Annotated in this window: 23 protein-coding genes; 8 read left to right on the forward strand and 15 right to left on the reverse strand. The window is 52.6% G+C overall.

Translation table 11 applies throughout. The features are described 5' to 3' along the window. Positions 1 to 159 precede the first annotated feature (159 nt). Positions 160 to 726 carry a D-glycero-beta-D-manno-heptose 1,7-bisphosphate 7-phosphatase gene (gene gmhB / locus AAIG39_RS15995; RefSeq protein WP_249569266.1) on the reverse strand — a complete coding sequence of 189 codons (567 nt, stop codon included), beginning with the start codon at positions 724 to 726 and terminating at the stop codon, positions 160 to 162. A gap of 188 nt (positions 727 to 914) precedes the next feature. On the opposite strand from gmhB, the gene metN reads away from it, so the two are divergent. The 6 genes from metN (at position 915) to proS (ending at position 6,498) form a co-directional block, all read left to right on the forward strand. Then, a complete protein-coding gene (metN, locus tag AAIG39_RS16000) occupies positions 915 to 1,946 on the forward strand; it encodes a methionine ABC transporter ATP-binding protein MetN (RefSeq protein ID WP_343194257.1) in 1,032 nt (343 codons plus the stop codon). After that, entirely contained in the window at positions 1,939 to 2,592 is a 654-nt protein-coding gene (locus AAIG39_RS16005) for a methionine ABC transporter permease MetI (RefSeq protein WP_039078458.1), read from the forward strand. Before metN ends, AAIG39_RS16005 begins: the two co-directional genes overlap by 8 nt. 43 nt (positions 2,593 to 2,635) lie before the next feature. Continuing rightward, positions 2,636 to 3,451, forward strand: coding sequence for a methionine ABC transporter substrate-binding lipoprotein MetQ (gene metQ / locus AAIG39_RS16010; RefSeq protein WP_090081795.1), 816 nt, complete (start codon positions 2,636 to 2,638; stop codon positions 3,449 to 3,451). A gap of 107 nt (positions 3,452 to 3,558) precedes the next feature. After that, positions 3,559 to 3,963, forward strand: a complete 405-nt coding sequence (gene rcsF / locus AAIG39_RS16015; RefSeq protein WP_090081792.1) for an Rcs stress response system protein RcsF — start codon at positions 3,559 to 3,561, stop codon at positions 3,961 to 3,963. Beyond that, entirely contained in the window at positions 3,960 to 4,667 is a 708-nt protein-coding gene (gene tsaA / locus AAIG39_RS16020) for a tRNA (N6-threonylcarbamoyladenosine(37)-N6)-methyltransferase TrmO (RefSeq protein ID WP_343194258.1), read from the forward strand. Before rcsF ends, tsaA begins: the two co-directional genes overlap by 4 nt. A 112-nt stretch (positions 4,668 to 4,779) precedes the next feature. Then, positions 4,780 to 6,498 carry a proline--tRNA ligase gene (proS, locus tag AAIG39_RS16025; RefSeq protein ID WP_343194259.1) on the forward strand — a complete coding sequence of 573 codons (1,719 nt, stop codon included), beginning with the start codon at positions 4,780 to 4,782 and terminating at the stop codon, positions 6,496 to 6,498. A 35-nt stretch (positions 6,499 to 6,533) separates the two neighbouring features. On the opposite strand, the gene nlpE is transcribed toward proS, so the two are convergent. Genes nlpE through AAIG39_RS16040 form a run of 3 tightly spaced genes read right to left on the reverse strand, consistent with a single transcriptional unit; the run spans position 6,534 to position 8,229 of the window. Further along, positions 6,534 to 7,229, reverse strand: coding sequence for an envelope stress response activation lipoprotein NlpE (nlpE, locus tag AAIG39_RS16030; RefSeq protein WP_090081784.1), 696 nt, complete (start codon positions 7,227 to 7,229; stop codon positions 6,534 to 6,536). Between the two features lie 35 nt (positions 7,230 to 7,264). Continuing rightward, entirely contained in the window at positions 7,265 to 7,687 is a 423-nt protein-coding gene (arfB, locus tag AAIG39_RS16035) for an alternative ribosome rescue aminoacyl-tRNA hydrolase ArfB (protein ID WP_343194260.1), read from the reverse strand. After that, on the reverse strand, positions 7,684 to 8,229 hold the full coding sequence (locus AAIG39_RS16040) for a YaeQ family protein (protein WP_343194261.1): 546 nt from the start codon (positions 8,227 to 8,229) through the stop codon (positions 7,684 to 7,686). The genes arfB and AAIG39_RS16040 overlap by 4 nt, the downstream gene beginning before the upstream one ends. A gap of 193 nt (positions 8,230 to 8,422) precedes the next feature. Between AAIG39_RS16040 and AAIG39_RS16045 the strand changes: the two genes are divergently transcribed. Both AAIG39_RS16045 and rof read left to right on the forward strand, forming a co-directional pair. After that, entirely contained in the window at positions 8,423 to 8,623 is a 201-nt protein-coding gene (locus AAIG39_RS16045) for a YaeP family protein (RefSeq protein ID WP_039078450.1), read from the forward strand. Further along, positions 8,610 to 8,870, forward strand: a complete 261-nt coding sequence (rof, locus tag AAIG39_RS16050) for a Rho-binding antiterminator (protein ID WP_139223010.1) — start codon at positions 8,610 to 8,612, stop codon at positions 8,868 to 8,870. Before AAIG39_RS16045 ends, rof begins: the two co-directional genes overlap by 14 nt. Positions 8,871 to 8,900: 30 nt before the next feature. On the opposite strand, the gene tilS is transcribed toward rof, so the two are convergent. The 11 genes from tilS to skp all read right to left on the reverse strand — a co-directional run bounded on the left by tilS (position 8,901) and on the right by skp (position 22,047). After that, entirely contained in the window at positions 8,901 to 10,196 is a 1,296-nt protein-coding gene (gene tilS, locus AAIG39_RS16055; RefSeq protein WP_343194299.1) for a tRNA lysidine(34) synthetase TilS, read from the reverse strand. A gap of 63 nt (positions 10,197 to 10,259) precedes the next feature. Then, positions 10,260 to 10,649, reverse strand: a complete 390-nt coding sequence (locus AAIG39_RS16060; RefSeq protein WP_090081776.1) for a VOC family protein — start codon at positions 10,647 to 10,649, stop codon at positions 10,260 to 10,262. 56 nt (positions 10,650 to 10,705) lie between these two features. Then, positions 10,706 to 12,844, reverse strand: a complete 2,139-nt coding sequence (locus AAIG39_RS16065; protein ID WP_090081773.1) for a lysine decarboxylase LdcC — start codon at positions 12,842 to 12,844, stop codon at positions 10,706 to 10,708. A gap of 106 nt (positions 12,845 to 12,950) precedes the next feature. Beyond that, positions 12,951 to 13,910 (reverse strand): acetyl-CoA carboxylase carboxyl transferase subunit alpha, encoded by a 960-nt coding sequence (gene accA / locus AAIG39_RS16070; RefSeq protein WP_090081769.1) that lies wholly within the window; start codon positions 13,908 to 13,910, stop codon positions 12,951 to 12,953. 12 nt (positions 13,911 to 13,922) lie between these two features. Continuing rightward, entirely contained in the window at positions 13,923 to 17,405 is a 3,483-nt protein-coding gene (gene dnaE, locus AAIG39_RS16075) for a DNA polymerase III subunit alpha (RefSeq protein WP_343194262.1), read from the reverse strand. A gap of 25 nt (positions 17,406 to 17,430) precedes the next feature. Next, complete coding sequence (rnhB, locus tag AAIG39_RS16080) at positions 17,431 to 18,027, reverse strand: ribonuclease HII (RefSeq protein ID WP_090081764.1); 597 nt, start codon at positions 18,025 to 18,027, stop codon at positions 17,431 to 17,433. Continuing rightward, the gene (lpxB, locus tag AAIG39_RS16085; RefSeq protein WP_090081761.1) at positions 18,024 to 19,172 is read right to left on the reverse strand and encodes a lipid-A-disaccharide synthase; all 1,149 of its coding nucleotides are present in this window, start codon (positions 19,170 to 19,172) and stop codon (positions 18,024 to 18,026) included. Before lpxB ends, rnhB begins: the two co-directional genes overlap by 4 nt. Further along, the gene (gene lpxA / locus AAIG39_RS16090; protein WP_090081760.1) at positions 19,172 to 19,960 is read right to left on the reverse strand and encodes an acyl-ACP--UDP-N-acetylglucosamine O-acyltransferase; all 789 of its coding nucleotides are present in this window, start codon (positions 19,958 to 19,960) and stop codon (positions 19,172 to 19,174) included. The genes lpxB and lpxA overlap by 1 nt, the downstream gene beginning before the upstream one ends. Positions 19,961 to 19,963: 3 nt before the next feature. Continuing rightward, a complete protein-coding gene (fabZ, locus tag AAIG39_RS16095; RefSeq protein WP_090081757.1) occupies positions 19,964 to 20,419 on the reverse strand; it encodes a 3-hydroxyacyl-ACP dehydratase FabZ in 456 nt (151 codons plus the stop codon). Positions 20,420 to 20,523: 104 nt separating this feature from the next. Further along, entirely contained in the window at positions 20,524 to 21,549 is a 1,026-nt protein-coding gene (gene lpxD / locus AAIG39_RS16100; protein ID WP_249569275.1) for a UDP-3-O-(3-hydroxymyristoyl)glucosamine N-acyltransferase, read from the reverse strand. A gap of 3 nt (positions 21,550 to 21,552) precedes the next feature. Further along, entirely contained in the window at positions 21,553 to 22,047 is a 495-nt protein-coding gene (skp, locus tag AAIG39_RS16105; RefSeq protein ID WP_039078473.1) for a molecular chaperone Skp, read from the reverse strand. Between the last annotated feature and the right edge of the window lie 18 nt (positions 22,048 to 22,065).

The following is a 22,065-nucleotide window of genomic DNA, read 5'->3' on the forward strand; positions in this document are numbered from 1 at the left end:
CCTGATTTTCAGGATTTTTTCTCTTCAACCGAACCGGCTGTTTGTGTGAAGTGATTCACATCCGCCTTGTCGATGGAGGCGCATTATAGGCGGCCCACGATGAATGACAAGCGAAAAAATGCATTTTTATTTCAACCGCTCATCTTTTCATCACAACGGTTATTTTTGTTGCTTTTTGATAGCTGCAGGCAGGTCCGCAAGGCTATTAATCACCCAATCGGCCGCATTTTCCGCCTCTGGCGTAACGGGCTTCCCGGTACGCACCAGCACTTTAGTTCCCACACCAGCAGCGGCAGCGGCCTGCATATCCTCGATTTTGTCGCCCACCATATAAGAAGCAGACATATCAATGTGCAGATAGTCTCGGGCAGAAATAAGCATGCCCGGATGTGGTTTACGGCAGTCACATACCTGGCGGAACTCTTCTACCGTCCCTTGAGGGTGATGCGGACAATAATAGATACCATCCAGATCGACATCGCGATCGGCCAATGACCAGTCCATCCATTCGGTGAGCGTTTCAAACTGCGCTTCGGTGAATTTACCGCGTGCGATACCGGACTGATTGGTCACCACCACCAGAGCGAAGCCCATCGCTTTTAGTTCGCGCATGGCGTCAATGACACCATCTATAAATTCGAAATTATCAATTTCGTGCACATAACCATGGTCGACATTAATAGTGCCATCACGGTCGAGGAAAATTGCGGGTACTGATTTTGCCACCGGGTTGCTCCTGAAAAAGGCATGTGAGCCTAGTATCTCATGTTTCATCGCACAGGAAAGTGCTCATCGCGCAGGGTTCGATTGATTTAGACGTCTGGATGCCTTAACATCCGTCTTGCTTACGGTTATCACCCGTAACAGGCAGAATAAAATGCCACGGCTAACTCTCATACGATAAAAATAATCTGATGATTAAACTTTCCAATATTACCAAAGTGTTCCAGCAGGGAACTCGCACCATTCAGGCGTTGAATAATGTCAGCCTGCATGTTCCTGCCGGGCAAATTTATGGCGTCATTGGTGCTTCTGGCGCCGGTAAAAGTACGCTTATACGCTGCGTTAACCTGCTTGAGCGCCCATCCCAGGGTAGTGTCCAGGTTGACGGCCAGGAGCTGACCGCCCTTTCAGAAGCACAACTGACCAAAGCTCGCCGCCAGATTGGCATGATCTTCCAGCATTTTAATTTACTCTCTTCCCGCACCGTGTTTGGTAACGTCGCCTTGCCGCTTGAACTGGATAACACGCCGTGCGAAGAGATTAACCGTCGCGTCAGAGAGTTGTTGGACCTGGTTGGGCTGGGCGACAAACATGACAGCTATCCGGCGAACCTGTCCGGTGGCCAAAAGCAGCGTGTGGCCATTGCCCGCGCACTGGCAAGCAACCCAAAAGTACTGCTCTGTGACGAAGCCACCAGCGCGCTGGATCCGGCAACGACGCGTTCCATTCTGGAGTTATTAAAAGACATCAACCGTCGCCTGGGCCTGACAATTCTGCTCATTACCCATGAAATGGATGTTGTAAAACGCATTTGTGACTGCGTTGCCGTTATCAGTAATGGTGAGTTGATCGAGCAGGACACGGTAAGTGAAGTGTTCTCTCACCCCAAAACGCCACTGGCACAGCAATTTATTCAATCAACGTTGCATCTTGATATCCCTGAGGATTACCAGCAGCGTCTGAAAGATCAGCCACTGGCAGGCAGCGTGCCAATGTTACGCATGGAATTCACCGGTCAATCGGTTGATGCCCCACTGCTTTCTGAGACCGCACGCCGCTATAACGTGAATAACAATATTATCAGCGCGCAGATGGATTACGCCGGCGGCGTGAAATTCGGCATTATGTTGACTGAAATGCACGGCGAGCCGCAGGATACGCAAGCCGCTATTGCCTGGCTTAAGGAACACCATGTGAAAGTAGAGGTGCTGGGTTATGTCTGAGGCAATGATGTGGTTACTGGCGCGTGGCGTCTGGGAAACGCTGGCGATGACTTTCGTATCCGGTTTCTTCGGTTTTGTGCTGGGTCTGCCGGTTGGCGTTCTGCTGTATGTCTCGCGCCCTGGACAAATTTCGGAGAATGCAAAGCTCTACCGTACCATTTCGGCTCTGGTGAATATTTTCCGTTCGATCCCATTCATTATTTTACTGGTCTGGATGATCCCGTTCACCCGCATTATTGTGGGAACGTCTATCGGCCTGCAGGCAGCAATAGTGCCATTGACCGTCGGTGCAGCACCTTTTATTGCCCGTATGGTGGAAAACGCCCTGCTGGAAATCCCGACCGGCCTGATTGAAGCCTCCCGCGCAATGGGCGCAACCCCGATGCAGATCATCCGTAAGGTGTTGCTGCCGGAAGCGCTGCCAGGTCTGGTCAATGCGGCAACAATTACCTTAATCACCCTGGTGGGTTATTCCGCAATGGGTGGTGCTGTGGGCGCTGGCGGCCTGGGACAGATAGGCTACCAGTATGGCTACATTGGCTATAACGCCATTGTGATGAATACCGTCCTGGCACTGTTGGTGATTCTGGTTTACTTAATTCAGTTTGCAGGCGATCGTATCGTTCGCTCTGTTACGCATAAATAATGTTGCTCACAACACAACGACTCTGAAAGAAAGGAAAAAACACATGGCTTTTAAATTCAAGACCTTTGCGGCAGTGGGTGCCCTGATTGGTTCTCTGGCTCTGGTAGGTTGTGGTCAGGATGAAAAGAATCCAAACCACATTAAAGTCGGCGTCATCGTCGGTGCTGAACAGCAGGTTGCCGAAGTGGCGCAGAAAGTCGCTAAAGAAAAATATGGCCTGGATGTTGAACTGGTCACCTTCAATGACTATGTACTGCCGAACGAAGCGCTGAGCAAAGGCGACATTGACGCAAATGCCTTCCAGCACAAACCGTATCTGGATCAGCAGATTAAAGATCGTGGCTACAAACTGGTTGCTGTTGGCAATACCTTCGTTTACCCGATCGCAGGCTACTCCAAAAAAATCAAATCTATTGATGAATTGCAGGAAGGCGCTCAGGTCGCTGTACCGAACGACCCGACTAACCTCGGCCGTTCCCTGCTGCTGTTGCAGAAACAGGGTCTGATCAAACTGAAAGACGGTGTTGGTCTGCTGCCGACAGCTCTGGATATCACAGAAAACCCGAAAAACCTGAAAATTGTTGAGCTGGAAGCCCCGCAACTGCCGCGCTCTCTGGACGATGCACAAATTGCGCTGGCCGTTATTAACACCACCTATGCCAGCCAGATCAATTTGACGCCTGCAAAAGATGGTATCTTTGTCGAAGATAAAGACTCTCCGTACGTTAACCTGATCGTTACCCGCGAAGACAACAAAGACGCAGAAAACGTGAAAAAATTCGTTAAGGCTTATCAGTCTGACGAAGTCAACGAAGCAGCGAACAAAGTCTTCAATGGCGGTGCGGTGAAAGGCTGGTAATCCTTCCCGTCAGTAATATCCTTCAGGACGGGCACATGCCCGTCTTGTCATTTGTGCAAGCTCCTGATTCAATAAGCGGCGTTAAGATCATTTTTTGAGGATATATTATGCGTGCTTTACCGATCTGTTTTTTAGCACTCATGCTGAGCGGCTGTTCAATGCTAAGCAGATCTCCTGTCGAACCTGTTCAAAGCACAGCAACCCCGCCTAAAACAGAGCCAGCAAAACCGAAACCTCCGCGTCAGACGCCGGTTCGAATCATTACCAATGCTGAAGATTTAGTGGGTAAACCGTTCCGTGATTTAGGCGAAGTTACCGGCGACTCTTGCCAGGCAACCAATCAGGATTCACCACCGAATATCCCGACCGCCCGTAAACGCATGCAGATCAACGCATCAAAAATGAAAGCGAATGCGGTACTGCTCCATAGCTGCGAAATCACCAGCGGTACGCCGGGTTGCTACCGTCAGGCTGTGTGCATAGGTTCAGCGCTGAACGTAACGGCGAAATGACCACATTTGCCCTTGAGCAGATAGGCGTCATTCGCTCTCCCTATAAAGAGAAGTTTGCCGTTCCCCGTCAGCCGGGTCTGGTTAAACACGGGGGCGGCGAACTCCATCTGTTGCCTCCCTATAATCAGGCCGAAGCCGTACGCGGACTCGAGGCATTCAGTCATCTTTGGGTTGTGTTCATTTTCCACCAGACGATGGCTAGCGGCTGGCGCCCTACGGTACGCCCTCCCCGACTCGGTGGTAATGCGCGGATGGGAGTTTTCGCTACCCGTTCGACTTTCCGCCCTAACCCGATTGGCATGTCTTTGGTGGAGCTTAAAGGCATTCACTGCGCGAAAGAGCATGTCATTTTGCAACTGGGAAGCCTCGATCTTGTTGACGGCACGCCCGTCGTGGATATTAAGCCGTATTTACCTTTTGCTGAGGCTCTGCCGCATGCCAGCGCCAGCTATGCGCAGCAGGCCCCCGTCGCGGAGATGCCGGTATACTTCAGGCCAGAGATTGAAGCGACATTTCCACAGTTAGAAAAGCGTTACCCGCAACTAAAGTCGTTTATTATTGAGGTCCTGGCGCAGGATCCGCGCCCGGCATACCGTAAAGATGAGGAAATGGGGAAAACGTACGCTGTCTTGTTGCTGGATTTTAACGTGCGCTGGCGCGTGACCCCGGCAGGTTTTGAAGTGTTTGCGCTGGAAGGCCGTTAATTTCTCCTCCCTCTACTTTTGGCATCTCTTTCTCGCTGGTAAACTGAATCACTTTTTTTGAATCAGGCTCCTTTTGAGTCTGTTCCAATCGTCCAAATGGAACCGTAACAACATGCGTACTAGCCAATACCTGCTCTCCACACTGAAGGAGACACCTGCCGACGCCGAAGTCATCAGCCACCAGTTGATGTTGCGCGCCGGGATGATCCGCAAGCTGGCCTCCGGGTTGTATACCTGGCTGCCGACCGGCGTGCGTGTTCTGAAAAAAGTCGAAAATATCGTGCGTGAAGAGATGAATAACGCCGGTGCGATTGAGGTGTTAATGCCGGTAGTTCAGCCATCTGAACTGTGGCAAGAGAGTGGTCGTTGGGAACAGTACGGCCCTGAACTGCTGCGTATTTCTGACCGTGGTGAGCGTCCGTTTGTACTCGGCCCAACTCACGAAGAGGTGATCACCGATCTGATTCGTAACGAGCTCAGCTCTTACAAACAGCTGCCGCTGAACTTCTTCCAGATCCAGACCAAATTCCGTGACGAAGTACGCCCGCGTTTCGGCGTAATGCGTTCCCGTGAATTCCTGATGAAAGATGCTTACTCTTTCCATACCTCTCAGGAATCTCTGCAGGAAACCTACGACGCGATGTATGCCGCCTACAGCAAAATCTTTACCCGTATCGGGCTGGAGTTCCGCCCGGTTCAGGCAGATACCGGCTCTATTGGCGGTAGCGCGTCTCATGAGTTCCAGGTACTGGCACAGAGTGGCGAAGATGATATCGTCTTCTCCGATACCTCTGACTATGCCGCAAATATCGAACTGGCAGAAGCTGTAGCGCCGAAAGCGCCGCGTGCTGCGGCCACCCAGGAGATGGCGCTGGTTGATACACCGAACGCGAAAACCATTGCTGAACTGGTTGAACAGTTCAACCTGCCCATTGAAAAAACCGTCAAAACGCTACTGGTGAAAGCCGCTGAAGGCAGTAGCCACCCGCTGGTTGCCCTGTTGGTGCGTGGCGATCACGAACTGAACGAAGTAAAAGCAGAAAAACTGGCGCAGGTTGCCAGCCCGCTGACTTTCGCGACCGAAGCCGAAATCCGTGCCGTGGTAAATGCGGGTCCGGGTTCTCTGGGGCCGGTAAACATGCCGATTCCGGTCGTTATCGACCGTACCGTTGCAGCAATGAGCGATTTTGCCGCTGGCGCTAACATTGATGGTAAACACTACTTTGGTATCAACTGGGACCGCGACGTAGCAACTCCGGAAGTTGCGGATATCCGTAACGTAGTTGCCGGCGATCCAAGCCCGGATGGTCAGGGTACACTTCTGATCAAACGCGGTATCGAAGTTGGTCACATTTTCCAGTTAGGTACTAAATACTCAGAAGCGCTCAAGGCGTCCGTTCAGGGCGAAGATGGCCGTAACCAGATCCTGACCATGGGTTGCTACGGTATCGGGGTAACCCGCGTTGTGGCTGCGGCGATTGAACAGAACTTCGACGATCGCGGTATCGTATGGCCAGAAGCTATTGCGCCGTTCCAGGTAGCAATTCTGCCAATGAACATGCACAAATCTTACCGCGTGCAGGAGTTGGCCGAGAAACTGTATGCTGAGCTGAGCGCGCAAGGTATCGACGTACTGATGGATGACCGTAAAGAGCGCCCTGGCGTAATGTTCGCCGATATGGAGCTCATCGGAATTCCGCACACCATCGTGCTGGGCGACCGTAACCTCGACAACGACGAGATCGAATACAAATACCGTCGCACTGGCGAGAAACAGATGATTAAGACGGGTGATATCCTGAATTACCTGGTCAGCGCCATCAAGGGCTAACAGTAAAAAGCCTCGCATATGCGAGGCTTTTTTTATTAATGATTACAATCTTTTCCGGCGCTAAATTTTGCGTTTTTATCAGCCACCAGCGCCTTCTCCATCACACCGTTATCCGTTTTCGGCTGTAGCGTGAAATGTCCTTCCAACTCCAGTAATACCGGCTGCGAAGCCTGACCTGCCGCTGCTTTATATTGCTGTTCGAGCCGCGCATCGTGACTTACCGCAAACCGCTTGCCCGTAATACAATCGGCGAACTCCGCCATGCCAGCAGTACGCGAATACATGCCACGCATCGCCATCGGCGTTGTCGGTAATGGCGCCGTGACAGGCTGCAATACATAATTTAGCTGCGAGTGAATCGGATTCCCTTCACGATCCAGCATTTCCAGCGCACTGCCTTTCGCGCGGAAATAGAGTTTCTCACCACCGGCATCCGTCAGCACCAGCTTGTCCGCGGTGCGTGCCCATCGCCCGTAGGAGGCAAAATTAGATGGCGTTTTGCCGCCCTGATAGCCCTGATTCATCACCCAGGTGCCATCTTTTTCAAGGAACAATGAGGTTTCGATGCCTTCACAATCTGCGCACGGCAGTATACCGCGCCAGCTCTGTTGCATTGGCTTGAGCTTTTCAGCCCGCACGGGAGTTATCGTTTCAACCTCTCCCCGGTTGTTACACCCCATCAGCGCAAAGAGTGTCATTACCGCAGCCAAAGATACAATCGCTTTATTCACTCTTTTTTCCTTATGAACAGTTCTTATCTCTTCCGTCACTCCTGCAGGCGACGAACCTTCCCTCGTAGCGCTTTTACAGAAGATTTCTGTGCTTTTCCCGCCAGACGACGCTCTTTCGATGCTCGCGTTGGACGGGTAGCCCGACGGCTTTTTTGCACCACCGTCAGTTCCCTGATTAACGCCACCAGACGGGCGATCGCCGCTTCGCGATTCATTTCCTGGCTACGGTACTCCTGGGCCTTGATGATCACGACGCCCTCAGACGTTACGAGATGATGCGTCGCTGCCAGCAGCTTCTCTTTATAAAACTCGGGCAAGCTGGACGCACGAATATCGAAACGCAAATGGATCGCCGTAGAAGCCTTATTCACATGCTGCCCACCCGCTCCTTGCGCGCGAATCGCCGTAATCTCCAGTTCTTCATCAGGAATAGTGACCTCATGGGATATCTCAATCATGCGTGCTGTTGCCAGGTCGTCAGCTGGATTTCCAGGTTGTTTTGAGTATCACTCAGCCAGATAGTTCCTTCCTGAAGAGTGGCCTGCAGCGACATTGTCCGTCCTGCCAGCCCACTGAGCATCGCCAGTTGCTCATCATCCAGATACCAGATACTCAGATTTTTAAATACAGCGAGTTTTGTCTGATTCTGCTGCCACCAGATTTGGGCCGCGCGAGTGTTATAGGTGAACAGCGCCACCTCTTTCGACTGGGAGCAGGCTTTCTTTATGCGTCGTTCGTCCGGCAATCCGAGCTCAATCCACAAGTCGATACCCAGATGATCATTGCGCAGCCACACTTCGGGCTCGTCATCCGCACAGAGCCCACGGGTGAACTGCAGCCGTTCATCGGCGAATTTAATCCATGCCAGCAGGCGCAGCATCATACGCTCCTGCGTCTCGGAGGGATGACGGGCAAGCGTCAATGTGGCATCGAGAAACTGATTCCGGTCTAAATCTGCCACATTCACAGTAGCTTTATAAATGGTTGCTTTAAGCGCCATACCGCCTCCTTTGCATAACAGCGGCTATTGTAGCGAATAAAGGTATAACGTGCTGTTATCTCTTATCCTGCGGTTATTTCATCACTCTGATAATGACCAGCCGGGTATGGTATAGTCACCTTGCTAAACAGAGTTAATCTTCGTAGGCTTAATGGTATCTCACAGTAAAGCCAGGGTGCTGACAGGAGGACGTGTGGGAAATTATTGTGAGTTAATACGCCAGCGGTATGCGGAAATTGCCAGCGGAGACTTAGGGTATATCCCGGATGCGCTGGGGTGCGTATTGAAAGTTTTGAATGAAGTGGCCTCGGACGATGCCGTTTCAGAGTCGGTCAGGGAAAAGGCGGCGTATGCTGCCGCGAACTTACTGGTGAGCGATTATGTCAATGAATGATACCTATCAACCCATCAATTGCGATGACTATGACAACCTGGAACTCGCCTGTCAGCATCATCTCCTACTGACGCTCGAGCTCAAAGATGGCGAAACGTTGCAGGCAAAAGCCAGCGATTTAGTCTCTCGCAAAAATGTGGAATATTTGGTTGTTGAAATTGCAGGAGCAACGCGCGAACTGCGTCTCGACAAAATTGCCAGCTTTAGTCATCCGGAAATCGGCACCGTCGTGGTGAGCGAATCCTGACAGCACTTTTCGGGCAGCGCTGACTGCCCGTTATTTCTGCCACGTTAGCCGCATTCCGGGTTGCCCATTTTCTGCTTTGCCCTCCTGCGTAATAAACACGCCCGCTGCAGCAATCAGTGACTCACCGTAAAAGAGCAGTGGCGTTGTATCCCGACGCCATGGCGCAACCCCCAGCTCCTGCCAGATCTTTTTAAGCTTACGACCACCGTTACGCCCCTGGATGTGCAAGGTCCCCGTCGCCTGAAAACGTACCGATACCACTTCGTCAGCCTTCGGTGGCCGCAGTTCATCGCCAGGCATAAGCCGCAGAACGCCAAGCCCGTCAGGTAATGTCAGCGGTAAAAGAGGATTAGCCCAAAGCAGAACATTCTCACGCTGGCTCGGATATGCCTTAACCCACCACAAATAGCCCTGATAGCGGCGGATTTCATGATCGCCAACACACAGGCATGGCGCGGCATCTTCTCTGGCTAATGCCACCTCTTGCCAGACTCGTCGCAGCGTCTCCCGGGATGGCATCGGCGCCTGCTGCGCAGAAAGCCAACGACGCAAAATAGCGGCCCGTCGTACCGTGCTTAAGGTTTCCAGCGCCGCAATCGACAGCCCACCGTCACGGTGAGTCGCCGTCGCAAGCTCTTCTACCAGCAGTTCATCAAGCAATTGCTCCTGCTCGCCGCATAAGGCCGCACTCCGGGCAACCGCATCAGCGAAATGCGGCCAGCGGGCATTCAAGACAGGCAGAACGCGCAAACGCAGGAAGTTGCGGTCATATGCATCATCGGCGTTACTTTCATCTTCAATCCACAATAAGCCATGATTCTGCGCCCAGCGAAGCAGGGACTCGCGTGTTTCATTCAACAATGGTCTGAGGAGCAAGGTATCGGCAAAAGGCAGCGTTTCCGGCATACCCGCAAGCCCGGCCGGACCACTCCCCCGCTTAAGCGCCAGTAAAAACGTCTCGCACTGGTCGTCAAGATGCTGGGCGGTGAGCAGCAACTCCCCGGGAACTAACGCCTGAGTAAAGGCGGCATAGCGCGCTTTTCTCGCCTGTGCTTCAATCCCATTGCCTTCCGCCACCAGTTGTACCCGATGAACAACAAGCGGCACCTGCCAGCCATCGCATACCTGCTGACAGTGGGCTGCCCAGGCATCTGCATTGGGACTTAATCCGTGGTGAATATGAATCGCGCGCAGGGAAATATCCGGCTGCTGATGACGCCACTGTACCAGACGGTGCAGCAGTACCGTCGAATCGAGCCCACCGCTGAATGCCACTAAAAACTGGCGTCGGTTAGCAGGTACCTGGGAAAGTAATGGCAGGGTCATGGTAGTAACCAAAACGGAAATCATGCCCGGCACGTTACCGGGCATTCCTGTGACTGGCAAGGCTTACTGCTGATAGAGTTCCAGCGGCAGGTTGTCGGGATCTTTAAAAAAGGTAAAACGCTTACCGGTGTAGGGATCCACACGTATCGCTTCGCAGGAGACATTATGCGCCTGCAGGTGAGCAACCGCTTGATCGATATCCGCCACGCTGAAGGCCAGATGACGCAATCCGCAGGCTTCCGGCCCACTCGGACGTGCTGGCGGAAAAGGAAACGAAAATAACTCAATGACATACTGCCCATTCAACGCCAGATCCCCTTTCCAGGAGTCGCGTTCTTCCCGATAAACTTCGCTTTGAAGCGTAAAACCCAGGATATCGCAATAAAACGCTTTGCTCTTTACATAATCCGTGGCGATGATGGCGATGTGATGTACCTGTTTTAAACCCAGCATAGTGTCTCCTTTTGTCTTTTCGCACGTTACCGTTGTGGCAGGTAACCCGCAAGAGGCTACGGTCTTTTTAAGACACGTACCCAATAGACGCCATCTTCTCCCCTCTTCGCGCCATGGATATCCGTCTCAAACCCCGGATAGTGCCGCCCTATTGCACAGAGCATTAACAGGAAATCCAAAACCGAGCGGCTCGCTTCGGTGATCATCTCTCCTGGCATCAGTAACGGCACTCCCGGCGGGTAAGGTAAGATCATATTGGCGGAGATACGTCCCGTAAGCCTTTCGAGTTCGATGGTTTCTACCTCACCACGGATTTGCTGTTGCCATGCCTGATGCGGCGTCAGCTTCATTTCCGGTAACACATCAAACGCCCGCAGCATCAGCTGTGGCAGATCGTGCTGACGAATCAATTTATGGATGCCCTGCGCAAGATCCTGGATCCGCATGTTGCGGTAGAAATCAGGATCTTCGGCATACAGATCCGGCAGCATATTCTTCACGCGTAAATTGAGATCGTAGGCTCGCTTGAACTCCATTAATCCACGCAGTAAGCCCATGGCGCGGGTTTTGTCGATCCCGATACTGAACAGGAACAACAGATTGTAAGGACCCGTTTTTTCAACTACCACGCCGCGCTCATCAAGAAACTTCGCCACCAGCGCCGCCGGGATGCCCTCTTCACTCATATTGCCTTGTTCATCCATACCAGGCGTCAGAATCGTCACCTTGACCGGATCGAGGAACATATGATCTTCATCGGCATCGCGAAAACCGTGCCAGCTTTCCCCCGGCGCGACCGGCCAGCAGTCCGCCTCATCGATCTCCTCCGGCTGCCAGATATCAAAAAACCAGCCATCGGCTTCATCTTTTAACCGCTGAACCTCTTTACGAAAATGCAAAGCGCGTTCAACCGAACGGTTAATCAGTCGCTTACCCGGGTTACCGCGCAACATGGCCGCAGCGGTCTCAATGGAGGCTACCAGCGGATAGCTCGGCGATGTGGACGTGTGCATCATAAACGCTTCATTAAAAGTGTCTTCGTCATATTCACCCTTAACATGAATAAGCGAGGCCTGCGAAAACGCCGCCAGCATTTTGTGCGTCGATTGCGTTTCAAATATCACTTTGCCAGGTACCCGCTCACCACTCATGCCGCTCTTTCCGGCATAAATCGGGTGAAAGTTGGTGTACGGCACCCAGGCGGAATCGAAATGAATAGAAGGCACGTCCAGCGTTTTTTTAATCCAGTCGGTGTTGTACAACAGCCCATCGTAAGTGGAGTTGGTGATTACCGCATGGACCGGCCAGGCTGCACCAGCGGTTGCAGCAATTTTTTGCTCAATGCTGGCATGGGTAAATTCCCGGCGCGGAATGCCGCCCAGAATCCCCAGCGCATTACGTCCCGGTTTCAACCACAGCGGCGTAACGTCATTCATCATCAGCAGATGAGCCAGTGACTTGTGGCAATTGCGATCAATAAGCAGCGTACTGCCTACCGGCGCGGCATACATGCCAACAATTTTATTGGAGGTGGAGGTCCCGTTAGTGACCATATAGCTTTGCTCAGCGCCAAAGGTGCGGGCGATATACTCCTCGGCTTCCAGATGTGGCCCGCTATGGTCCAGAAGCGAACCCAGCTCCGTGACAGAGATAGAAACATCTGCTTTCAGCGTATTACCGCCGAAGAAATCATAAAACAGGCAGCCGACCGGGCTTTTCAGGTAAGCCGTACCTGCCATATGACCTGGCGTGCAGAAGGTATATTTCCCTTCTTTCACATAAGTAAACAGCGCTTTGGTAAAGGGCGGCGTGATGTTATCGAGATACTCTTTCGTGTACTGCCCAATGCGTGTCGCAATGTCATCGGCCATTCCCAGGGCATATTCAAAAAACCACAGCGCCATGCGCATATCTTGTGCGCTGACGTCCAGCGTCGAATGGGTGTTAATAAAGGCATAAAGGGGAAGGTATTCGTTGAGCTGGTTGATATCGCTGCATAAATCGAGCGTGTACTCGTCCCAGTCGAAAATGACACCGCAGATGCGCGGGTTGTGTTCGATGAATTTCAGCAGGTCGCTGCTATTTTGAGGCCAGATTATCTGAAATCCTCGCGCCTGGAGCGCCTGCTCAAGCTCCTTGATCGGCTCATCTTTATAAAAGACGCCGTGCGGCCCCATGATGGCAATAATATTCACGGTTACCTCCTGAAAAAAACCTAAGTTAATCATAGCTGATGTAAACAGAGGGTATAAAAAAAGCCACAACACTGTGTGGCTTTTCAGAATGATCTTTCAACGCTTATCAGGCGTAACCGTAGCTCATCAGACGCTGGTAACGGCGATTACGCAGATCATCTTTGCTCAGTACGTCCAGATCCGCCAGATCTGCAATCAACTGCGCTTTCAGAGAAGCAGCGGTTGCTTCCGGGTTACGGTGTGCACCACCTAACGGCTCCGGAATGATCGAGTCGATCAGTTTCAGCTCTTTCAGACGCGGTGCAATGATACCCATTGCGTCAGCAGCTAATGGTGCTTTGTCTGCGCTTTTCCACAGAATGGACGCACAGCCCTCCGGGGAGATAACGGAATAGGTGCTGTATTGCAGCATATTCACTTTGTCACCCACGCCAATAGCCAGTGCACCGCCAGAGCCGCCTTCACCGATAACGGTACAAATGACCGGTACGCTCAGGCGGGACATTTCACGCAGGTTACGCGCGATCGCCTCAGACTGACCACGTTCTTCCGCACCCACACCAGGATATGCGCCTGGGGTGTCGATAAAGGTGATGATCGGCATATTGAAACGTTCAGCCATTTCCATCAGGCGCAGCGCTTTACGATACCCTTCCGGTGCCGGCATACCAAAATTACGGCGAATTTTTTCTTTGGTTTCACGTCCTTTCTGGTGGCCGATAATCATCACCGGGCGACCATCGAGGCGAGCGATACCACCAACGATGGCTTTATCGTCCGCATAAGCGCGGTCGCCAGCCAGCTCGTCGAATTCATCAAATGCGAGGCGGACATAATCCAGGGTGTATGGACGCAGCGGATGGCGTGCCAGCTGGGCGACTTGCCATGCACCAAGATCGGCAAAGATTTTGCGCGTCAACTCTACGCTTTTTTCACGCAGACGATGCACTTCTTCATCGATGTTAATATCCAGTTTTTCATCCTGACGGCTTACTGACGTCAGAGAATCGATTTTCGCTTCCAGCTCGGCAATCGGCTGTTCGAAATCAAGGAAATTCAGACTCATAGTATTCCTGTATTAGTCAAACTCCAGTTCCACCTGCTCCGAACCAATGAGGCCACGGAGATCGTTTAATAAACGATCACTCGGAGAGACACGCCACGTTGCGCCGAAACGTAATCGTGCACGTGCATCCGCCCTCTGATAGTAGAGATGTACTGGAATGGTCCCCGAGCGGTGGGGTTCCAGAGACTGACGGAGTCGGTTCAAAAGCTGGTCATCAATTTGCCTGTCCGTCAGCGAGATAGCAAGCCCGCGCGCATATTTTTCACGAGCTTCGTCAATGTCCATCACTTCGCGGGCGGTCATTTTAAGCCCCCCGCTAAAGTCATCAAAGCTGACCTGTCCGCTGACGATCAGTATGCGGTCTTTTTCCAGCAGTTGCTGATATTTATCCAGGGCGTCCGTGAACAACATGACTTCCAGGCGCCCGGAACGGTCATCCAGGGTACAGATGCCAATACGATTACCGCGCTTGGTGACCATAACCCGCGCAGCAATCACCAGCCCCGCCGCCGTGGTGACTTTGCCACGTTCGGTCGGGTGCATGTCTTTTAGCCGGTAACCACCGACGTAACGATCGATCTCTTTTAAATACTGGGTGATCGGATGCCCGGTCAGATACAGCCCCAGGGTTTCACGTTCACCGTCCAGCACCACCTGCTCTGGCCACGGCTGGCAGCTGGCGTAGGACTGTTCCACCTGCTCTGGTTCTTCTGCCAGGACACCGAACATATCCGCCTGACCGATCGCTTCCGCTTTCGCGTGCTGATCGGCGGCTTTCAGCGCGTCGCCCAACGAGTTCATCAGTGCAGCACGGTGCGGCCCCAGCCTGTCAAACGCCCCGGACATTATCAGTTTTTCCAGCACCCGGCGATTGAGTTTTTTGGTATCGGTACGGGCGCAAAGATCAAACAGTTCCCGGAAATAGCCGCCGTTATTACGGGCCTCAAGGATCGCTTCAATCGGGCCTTCACCCACGCCCTTGATCGCACCAATACCGTAAACAATTTCACCGTCGTCATTCACGTGGAAATGGTACAGGCCAGAGTTGATATCCGGCGGCAGGATCTTGAGTCCCATACGCCAGCATTCGTCCACCAGACCTACCACCTTCTCGGTGTTGTCCATATCGGCAGTCATTACCGCCGCCATAAACTCTGCCGGATAGTGTGCTTTTAGCCACAGCGTCTGGTATGAGACTAAAGCATAGGCAGCAGAGTGCGATTTGTTAAATCCGTACCCGGCGAATTTCTCCACCAGGTCGAAGATTTTCATCGCCAGTTCACCGTCAATGCCGTTCTTTTTCGCCCCGTCTTCAAAGATGGAACGCTGCTTGGCCATCTCCTCAGGCTTTTTCTTACCCATCGCACGACGCAGCATATCCGCGCCACCGAGGGTGTAGCCAGAGAGCACCTGGGCTATCTGCATCACCTGTTCCTGATACAGGATGATGCCGTAGGTCGGCTCCAGTACCGGTTTCAGGCTCTCATGCTGCCATTGAACATCCGGGTAGGAGATCTCTTCGCGCCCGTGCTTACGGTCGATAAAGTTATCCACCATCCCCGACTGCAATGGGCCCGGACGGAACAGGGCCACGAGCGCAATCATATCTTCGAAGCAGTCAGGCTGCAGACGCTTAATCAGGTCTTTCATGCCGCGGGATTCAAGCTGGAAGACCGCGGTGGTCTCCGAGCGTTGCAGCATGTCGAAGCTTTTCTTGTCATCAAGCGGGATAGCGGCGATATCCAGCGGCGGCTCGCCGTTTTTCTCTCGACGGGCGTTGATCATCTCCAGCGCCCAGTTGATGATGGTGAGCGTACGCAACCCCAGGAAGTCGAACTTCACGAGACCTGCATATTCCACATCGTTCTTATCAAACTGGGTGACCGGATGTTGCCCTGCTTCATCACAATAGAGCGGCGCAAAATCGGTAATTTTGGTCGGCGCAATAACCACGCCGCCGGCATGTTTACCTGCGTTACGAGTGACACCTTCCAGTTTACGCGCCATGTCGATCAGCGCTTTAACTTCTTCGTCGGCTTCGTAAATTTCCGGCAGTTGCGGTTCCGCTTCAAACGCTTTCGCCAGCGTCATCCCCGGATCGGGCGGAACCAGCTTGGAGATACGATCCACAAAACCGTACGGATGCCCCAGCACGCGGCCTACGTCGCGAATAACCGCTTTTGCCGCCATCGTACCGAAGGTGATGATCTGCGATACCGCATCACGCCCGTACATATCCGCCACGTGGTCGATAACCTGATCGCGTTTTTCCATACAGAAATCGACGTCAAAGTCGGGCATGGAAACACGTTCCGGGTTAAGGAAACGTTCGAACAGCAGGTCAAATTCCAGCGGGTCGAGGTCGGTAATTTTCAACGCATAGGCCACCAGCGATCCCGCACCGGAACCACGACCGGGCCCTACCGGCACACCGTTGTCTTTCGACCACTGGATAAACTCCATTACGATGAGGAAGTAGCCTGGAAAGCCCATCTGGTTGATAACCTGGAGTTCAATATCCAGACGCTCGTCATACTCAGGGCGTTTCTCTTTACGGACCGTTTCATCCGGAAAAAGGAATGCCAGACGCTCTTCCAGTCCCTCTTTCGACTTCGCAACAAGAAAATCTTCGGTGGTCATGTCCCCGGTCGGGAACTGAGGCAGAAAATACTCGCCCAGACGCACCGTGACGTTACAACGCTTGGCAATTTCTACCGTGTTTTCCAGCGCTTCCGGGATGTCGGAAAATAACTCACACATCTCGTCTTCACTGCGCATATATTGCTGGGCAGAGTAGTTACGCGGACGCTTAGGATCATCAAGGGTAAAGCCGTCGTGAATAGCAACGCGGATTTCATGAGCGTCAAAGTCGCCCGCATCGAGAAAACGCACATCGTTGGTTGCCACAACAGGCAGACCGCGTTCTTCGGCGAGCTGCACCGCCGCATGCAAATAGCTCTCTTCGTCCGCACGACCGGTACGAATCAGTTCGAGATAATAGTTGTTGGGGAAATGCTCTTCGTAAAACGCCACACACTGATCGACCAGAGCGCTATTACCGCGCATCAGGCTTTTACCAACATCCCCCATCCGGGCACCAGACAACAGAATTAGCCCTTCTTTCAGCTCAACCAGCCAGTCGCGGTCAATCCACGGACCGGCCGCCCCGTATCCACGTTGATAGGCACGGGAAATCAGCAGCGTCAGGTTTTGATAGCCGACATTGTTTGTTGCCAGTACAGTGAGCTGCGTCAGTTCGTCTGGGATCAGTTCGCTCTGAACATGAAAATCAGCCCCCACAATCGGCTTTAACCCGGCGCCATGGGCTGTTCCGTAAAACTTCACCAGGCCACACAGGTTGGTAAAATCGGTAATCGCCAGCGCAGGCATGCCGAGTGCGGCTGCCTTTTTCACCAGCGGCCCGGTTTTTGCCAGCCCGTCTATCATGGAGTAGTCGCTATGCACCCGCAGGTGTACGAAACGTGGTTCAGCCATTTTCAGATCTCTTCACGTCACAGAATCAGGACACAAGGCCCAGCACGCGTTTGACGGGCGCAAAACTGCGCCGATGATGTTCCGTTGCGCCATGCTCAGCCAGTTTTTCCAGATGGAAAGCAGTCGGGTAGCCTTTATGCTGCGCGAAACCGTATTGGGGAAAAGTCAGATCGAGCGAGGCCATTTCTGCGTCGCGGGTGACCTTGGCCAGAATGGAGGCGGCGCTGATTTCAGGCACCCGACTATCGCCTTTTACAACCGCCAGCGAAGGCATAGGCAGTTTGGGGCAACGGTTACCGTCGATGAGAACATACTCCGGAATGATCCCCAAACCAGCAACCGCACGCTGCATTGCGAGCATCGTGGCATGCAGAATATTTAACTCGTCGATTTCATGAGGCTCTGCGCGACCCAGATTCCAGGCCAGCGCCTTCTCTTTGATCTCGTCATACAGTGCCAGACGGCGTTTCTCAGATAATTTTTTTGAGTCATTAAGACCGATAATGGGACGTGCAGGATCGAGGATGACAGCGGCTGTCACCACTGCGCCAACCAACGGACCGCGTCCGACTTCATCCACACCGGCAACCAGGTGCGTATGGGGGTAAACAAATTCCATCATTGTGCCAACTCCAGTACGGCGTCTGCGGCCTGCTCATCGGCATTACAGCGGATCTGCAAATGCAGCTCCCGGAAAATATCGTGCATCGCATGGCTGGTTTTACCGTTTGCCAGCAGAGGAAGTAACGCATCAGCCAGCGCCTGAGGCTGACATTCATCCTGCAGCAACTCTTTAACAAGCTCACGTCCCGCCAGTAAATTGGGCAGCGAAACGTAATCGGTTTTGACCAGACGTTTTGCCAGCCAGAAGGTAAACGGCTTCATTCGATACCCCACTACCATCGGGCATTTCGCCAGCATACACTCCAGCGCAGCGGTACCTGACGCCAGTAATGCAGCATCACTGGCAATCATCGCTTCCCGCGCCAGACCATCCAGCATATGCACCTGTAGCTCAGGGGCAACATCCGCTTTGATGCGTTCGAATTGTTCGCGCCGCTTTGCATTCACCAGCGGCACAACGACTTCAAGGTCTGGATAATGGTTGCGTAATAGTTGCGCCGTACGCAAAAAGTCGGCGCTCAGCATCTCAACCTCAGCGCCACGGCTACCCGGAAGTAACGCAAGGCAGTGCGCGTCATGAGGAATGCCTAATGTGTCCCGCGCCGCATTTTTATCCGGCTCCAGCGGCATTGCATCCGCCATGGTATGACCGATAAAACGGCAGGGAACATTGAATCTATCGTAAAACGCTTTTTCGAAAGGCAGAAATGCGAGCACCAGATCGGTGGCTCTGCCTATTTTGAAAACGCGTTTTTGACGCCAGGCCCATACCGAAGGGCTGACATAATGAATGGTCTTGATGCCCTTCTTTTTCAGGTTCCCCTCAAGGGTAATATTGAAATCGGGTGCGTCAATGCCGACAAAAACATCAGGTTTAAGCTCACTAAAGCGGCGTGTGAGGTCAGCACGAATATGCAGCAAACGTCGCAGGCGGCCAAGCACCTCGACAATACCCATCACGGCCAGCTCTTCCATTTCGTACCAGGCCTCGCAGCCTTCGGCCTGCATACGCGGCCCGGCAACACCGACGAAACGCGCATTGGGCATACGCGCTCTCAGTGCGCGGATGAGACCGGCACCAAGAATATCGCCGGAGGTTTCTCCGGCGACGAGGGCAATCGTTAACGGACGACGTTCGACCATTACCGAATTAAACCACGCGTGGAACGTTCAAAAAACTCGATGAACGTTTTCACTTCCGGATGCTGTTCTGCCAGCTCGGCAATTTCAGGTTTCGCTTCGTCCAGCGTCTTGCCGCTGCGGTACAGCAATTTGTACGCGTTACGGATCGCGGTGATTGCTTCACGGCTAAAGCCCCGACGCTTAAGACCTTCAATATTCACGCCAAACGGAGTGGCATGGTTACCCTGAGCAATCACGAACGGCGGAACGTCCTGTGCAACGCCAGAACAGCCGCCAACCATAACGTGCGCACCGATAATGCAGAACTGGTGCACCGCGGTCATACCGCCAATGATCGCGAAATCATCAACGGAAACATGGCCTCCCAGTGTGGCGTTATTCGCCAGAATGCAGCGGCTGCCAACGATGCAATCATGCGCAACGTGCGCATTGACCATCAGCAGATTATCGCTGCCCACCTTCGTCAACCCACCGCCCTGTACTGTGCCACGGTGAATGGTGACGCTTTCGCGGATGCGGTTGCGATCGCCAATTTCCACGCGGGTCGGTTCACCAGCATATTTCAGATCCTGGTTAACCTCGCCAATGGAGGTGAACTGATAAATCTCATTATCGCGACCAATTTTGGTATGGCCATTAATAACAACATGAGACTTCAGTACAGTGCCTTCGCCGATTTCGACATTAGCACCAACAATACAAAACGGACCAATGTGAACATTGGCACCAATAACGGCACCGTCTTCAACAATGGCAGAAGGATGAATAAAGGCGGTTTTATCAATCACGTATCAGGCCTCCCGGCTACGTGCACACATCATAGTAGCTTCACAAACAACTTTACCGTCTACCAGCGCGACACCCTTGAAGCGAGTCACACCACGGCGCGTTTTTTCGAAGGTTACTTCCATGATCATTTGATCGCCTGGCACAACCGGGCGCTTAAAGCGCGCTTCATCGATACCTGCGAAGTAGTAGAGCTCACCAGGTTCCAGTTTACCGACGCTTTTAAACGCCAGAATACCGGTTGCCTGCGCCATCGCTTCCAGAATCAACACGCCAGGCAAAATCGGTTTACCAGGGAAATGCCCCTGAAAAAACGGCTCATTAACCGAAACATTTTTTACTGCGCGCAGAAAACGACCTTCTTCAAAGTCCAGCACACGGTCTACCAGCAAAAACGGGTAACGGTGCGGCAGAAGCTCCAGAATCTCTTCAATGTGCAGAGTATGAGTGTCAGTAGTCAAAATACTCTTCCTGTCTAAATATACTAAATGGCCATAATAACACGGCCCGCGGCAATCGTGAGAATGCCGACAGGCCGGGAAGTTTAAACGTAGCGAGCGAGCTATTAGTCTTCTTTATTGACCTTGCGCTCAATAGCTTTGAGGCGCTTGCTCATGTCATCAATGTTCATCACCAGGGCTGCGGTTTTACGCCACACCTTGTTCGGCTGTAGCGGGATGCCGGAAGAATAAATTCCTGGCTCGGTGATAGGACGCATCACCATCCCCATTCCCGTCACGGTGACTTTATCGCAGATTTCCATATGCCCGTTGATAACGCTGGCACCGCCAATCATGCAATAACGGCCAATTTTCAAACTACCCGCCATGATGACGCCACCAGCAACCGCGGTATTGTCGCCAATCACGACGTTATGTGCAATCTGGCACTGGTTATCAATGATGACACCATTGCCAATGCGGGTATCATCCAGCGCACCGCGATCGATGGTGGTACATGCACCAATTTCAACACGATCGCCGATAATTACACGACCAAGTTGCGGGATCTTAACCCAGTTACCGCGATCATTGGCATAACCAAAACCGTCAGAACCGATTACTGTGCCTGATTGAATCAGGCAATTCTCACCGATCTCGATCTCGTGGTAAATGGTCACATTCGCCCATAAACGGGAGCCCGCGCCAATTTTCGTATTTTTCCCAACGAAGCAGCCCGGGCCGATGACGACATTATCGCCAAGCATCACACCGGATTCGATGACCGCGTTTGCGCCAATCGCCACGTTGTTCCCCAGCGTCGCATCGGGATCGATCACTGCCCCAGGGGCAATGTTCTGTGCCGGCTGCGGCGTGGTATCTAGAATTTGGGCCATGCGTGCATATGTCAGGTAGGGGTTTTTTACTACCAGTGCAGCGCTTGTGGCAAAAGGAAGATCGTCTTGCGTCATTACGACAGCAGACGCCTGACAGGCGGCTAAGCTTTCACGGTATTTTGGATTAACCATGAAGGTGATTTGCCCTGCTTTAGCGGATTGCATGGACGCAACGCCGGTGATGACGATATCGCCATCACCGTGTAACTCTGCATCCAACTGTTGAGCTAAATCAGACAGTCGAATTGAAGGCATTACTTATTTAACCTGTTTCAGTACATCAGCAGTGATGTCTTTAACGTCATTGCTGTTGTAGATAGCGGCGTTGGAAGGAATAACCAGATCAACACCCTGGTCGGAAGCAACTTTCTTCACAGCAGCCTGGATTTTGGTCATCAGCTTGCCACGTTCTTCGTTAGAGCGACGAGCCTGATCCTGTTCAAAAGCCTGACCTTTCTGGGCCAGATCCTGACGCTGAGCCTGGATATCTTTTTCCAGCTTAGTACGATCAGCCGCCTTCATTGTGGAACCGTCACGCTGATAACGCTGCATTTTGGTCTGCAGATCAGATTCCATACGCTGCAGTTCGCTGGCACGGCCACTGAATTCGTTTTTCATTGTCTGAGAAACGCCAGAAGTCTGCGCAACCTGTTGGAACAGGCTGTTCATATCCACGACCGCAATTTTATCGGCCGCCTGAGCAGACGTTGCCATTGCCAAACCTACACCTGCAGCTAATAACCACTTTTTCACAATTAACTCCTCACCATC

The sequence above is a fragment of the Phytobacter palmae genome, from assembly GCF_039409775.1.
GTDB lineage: Bacteria > Pseudomonadota > Gammaproteobacteria > Enterobacterales > Enterobacteriaceae > Phytobacter > Phytobacter palmae.

Coding starts and splice junctions, on each gene's coding strand:
- dnaE (WP_343194262.1), bottom strand. CDS start 17,405: ATGGCTGAACCACGTTTCGTACACCTGCGGGTGCATAGCGACTACTCC.
- metQ (WP_090081795.1), top strand. CDS start 2,636: ATGGCTTTTAAATTCAAGACCTTTGCGGCAGTGGGTGCCCTGATTGGT.
- metN (WP_343194257.1), top strand. CDS start 915: ATGATTAAACTTTCCAATATTACCAAAGTGTTCCAGCAGGGAACTCGC.
- rnhB (WP_090081764.1), bottom strand. CDS start 18,027: ATGATGGAATTTGTTTACCCCCATACGCACCTGGTTGCCGGTGTGGAT.
- rof (WP_139223010.1), top strand. CDS start 8,610: ATGTCAATGAATGATACCTATCAACCCATCAATTGCGATGACTATGAC.
- AAIG39_RS16005 (WP_039078458.1), top strand. CDS start 1,939: ATGTCTGAGGCAATGATGTGGTTACTGGCGCGTGGCGTCTGGGAAACG.
- arfB (WP_343194260.1), bottom strand. CDS start 7,687: ATGATTGAGATATCCCATGAGGTCACTATTCCTGATGAAGAACTGGAG.
- AAIG39_RS16040 (WP_343194261.1), bottom strand. CDS start 8,229: ATGGCGCTTAAAGCAACCATTTATAAAGCTACTGTGAATGTGGCAGAT.
- lpxD (WP_249569275.1), bottom strand. CDS start 21,549: ATGCCTTCAATTCGACTGTCTGATTTAGCTCAACAGTTGGATGCAGAG.
- rcsF (WP_090081792.1), top strand. CDS start 3,559: ATGCGTGCTTTACCGATCTGTTTTTTAGCACTCATGCTGAGCGGCTGT.
- proS (WP_343194259.1), top strand. CDS start 4,780: ATGCGTACTAGCCAATACCTGCTCTCCACACTGAAGGAGACACCTGCC.
- tilS (WP_343194299.1), bottom strand. CDS start 10,196: ATGACCCTGCCATTACTTTCCCAGGTACCTGCTAACCGACGCCAGTTT.
- AAIG39_RS16060 (WP_090081776.1), bottom strand. CDS start 10,649: ATGCTGGGTTTAAAACAGGTACATCACATCGCCATCATCGCCACGGAT.
- tsaA (WP_343194258.1), top strand. CDS start 3,960: ATGACCACATTTGCCCTTGAGCAGATAGGCGTCATTCGCTCTCCCTAT.
- accA (WP_090081769.1), bottom strand. CDS start 13,910: ATGAGTCTGAATTTCCTTGATTTCGAACAGCCGATTGCCGAGCTGGAA.
- lpxB (WP_090081761.1), bottom strand. CDS start 19,172: ATGGTCGAACGTCGTCCGTTAACGATTGCCCTCGTCGCCGGAGAAACC.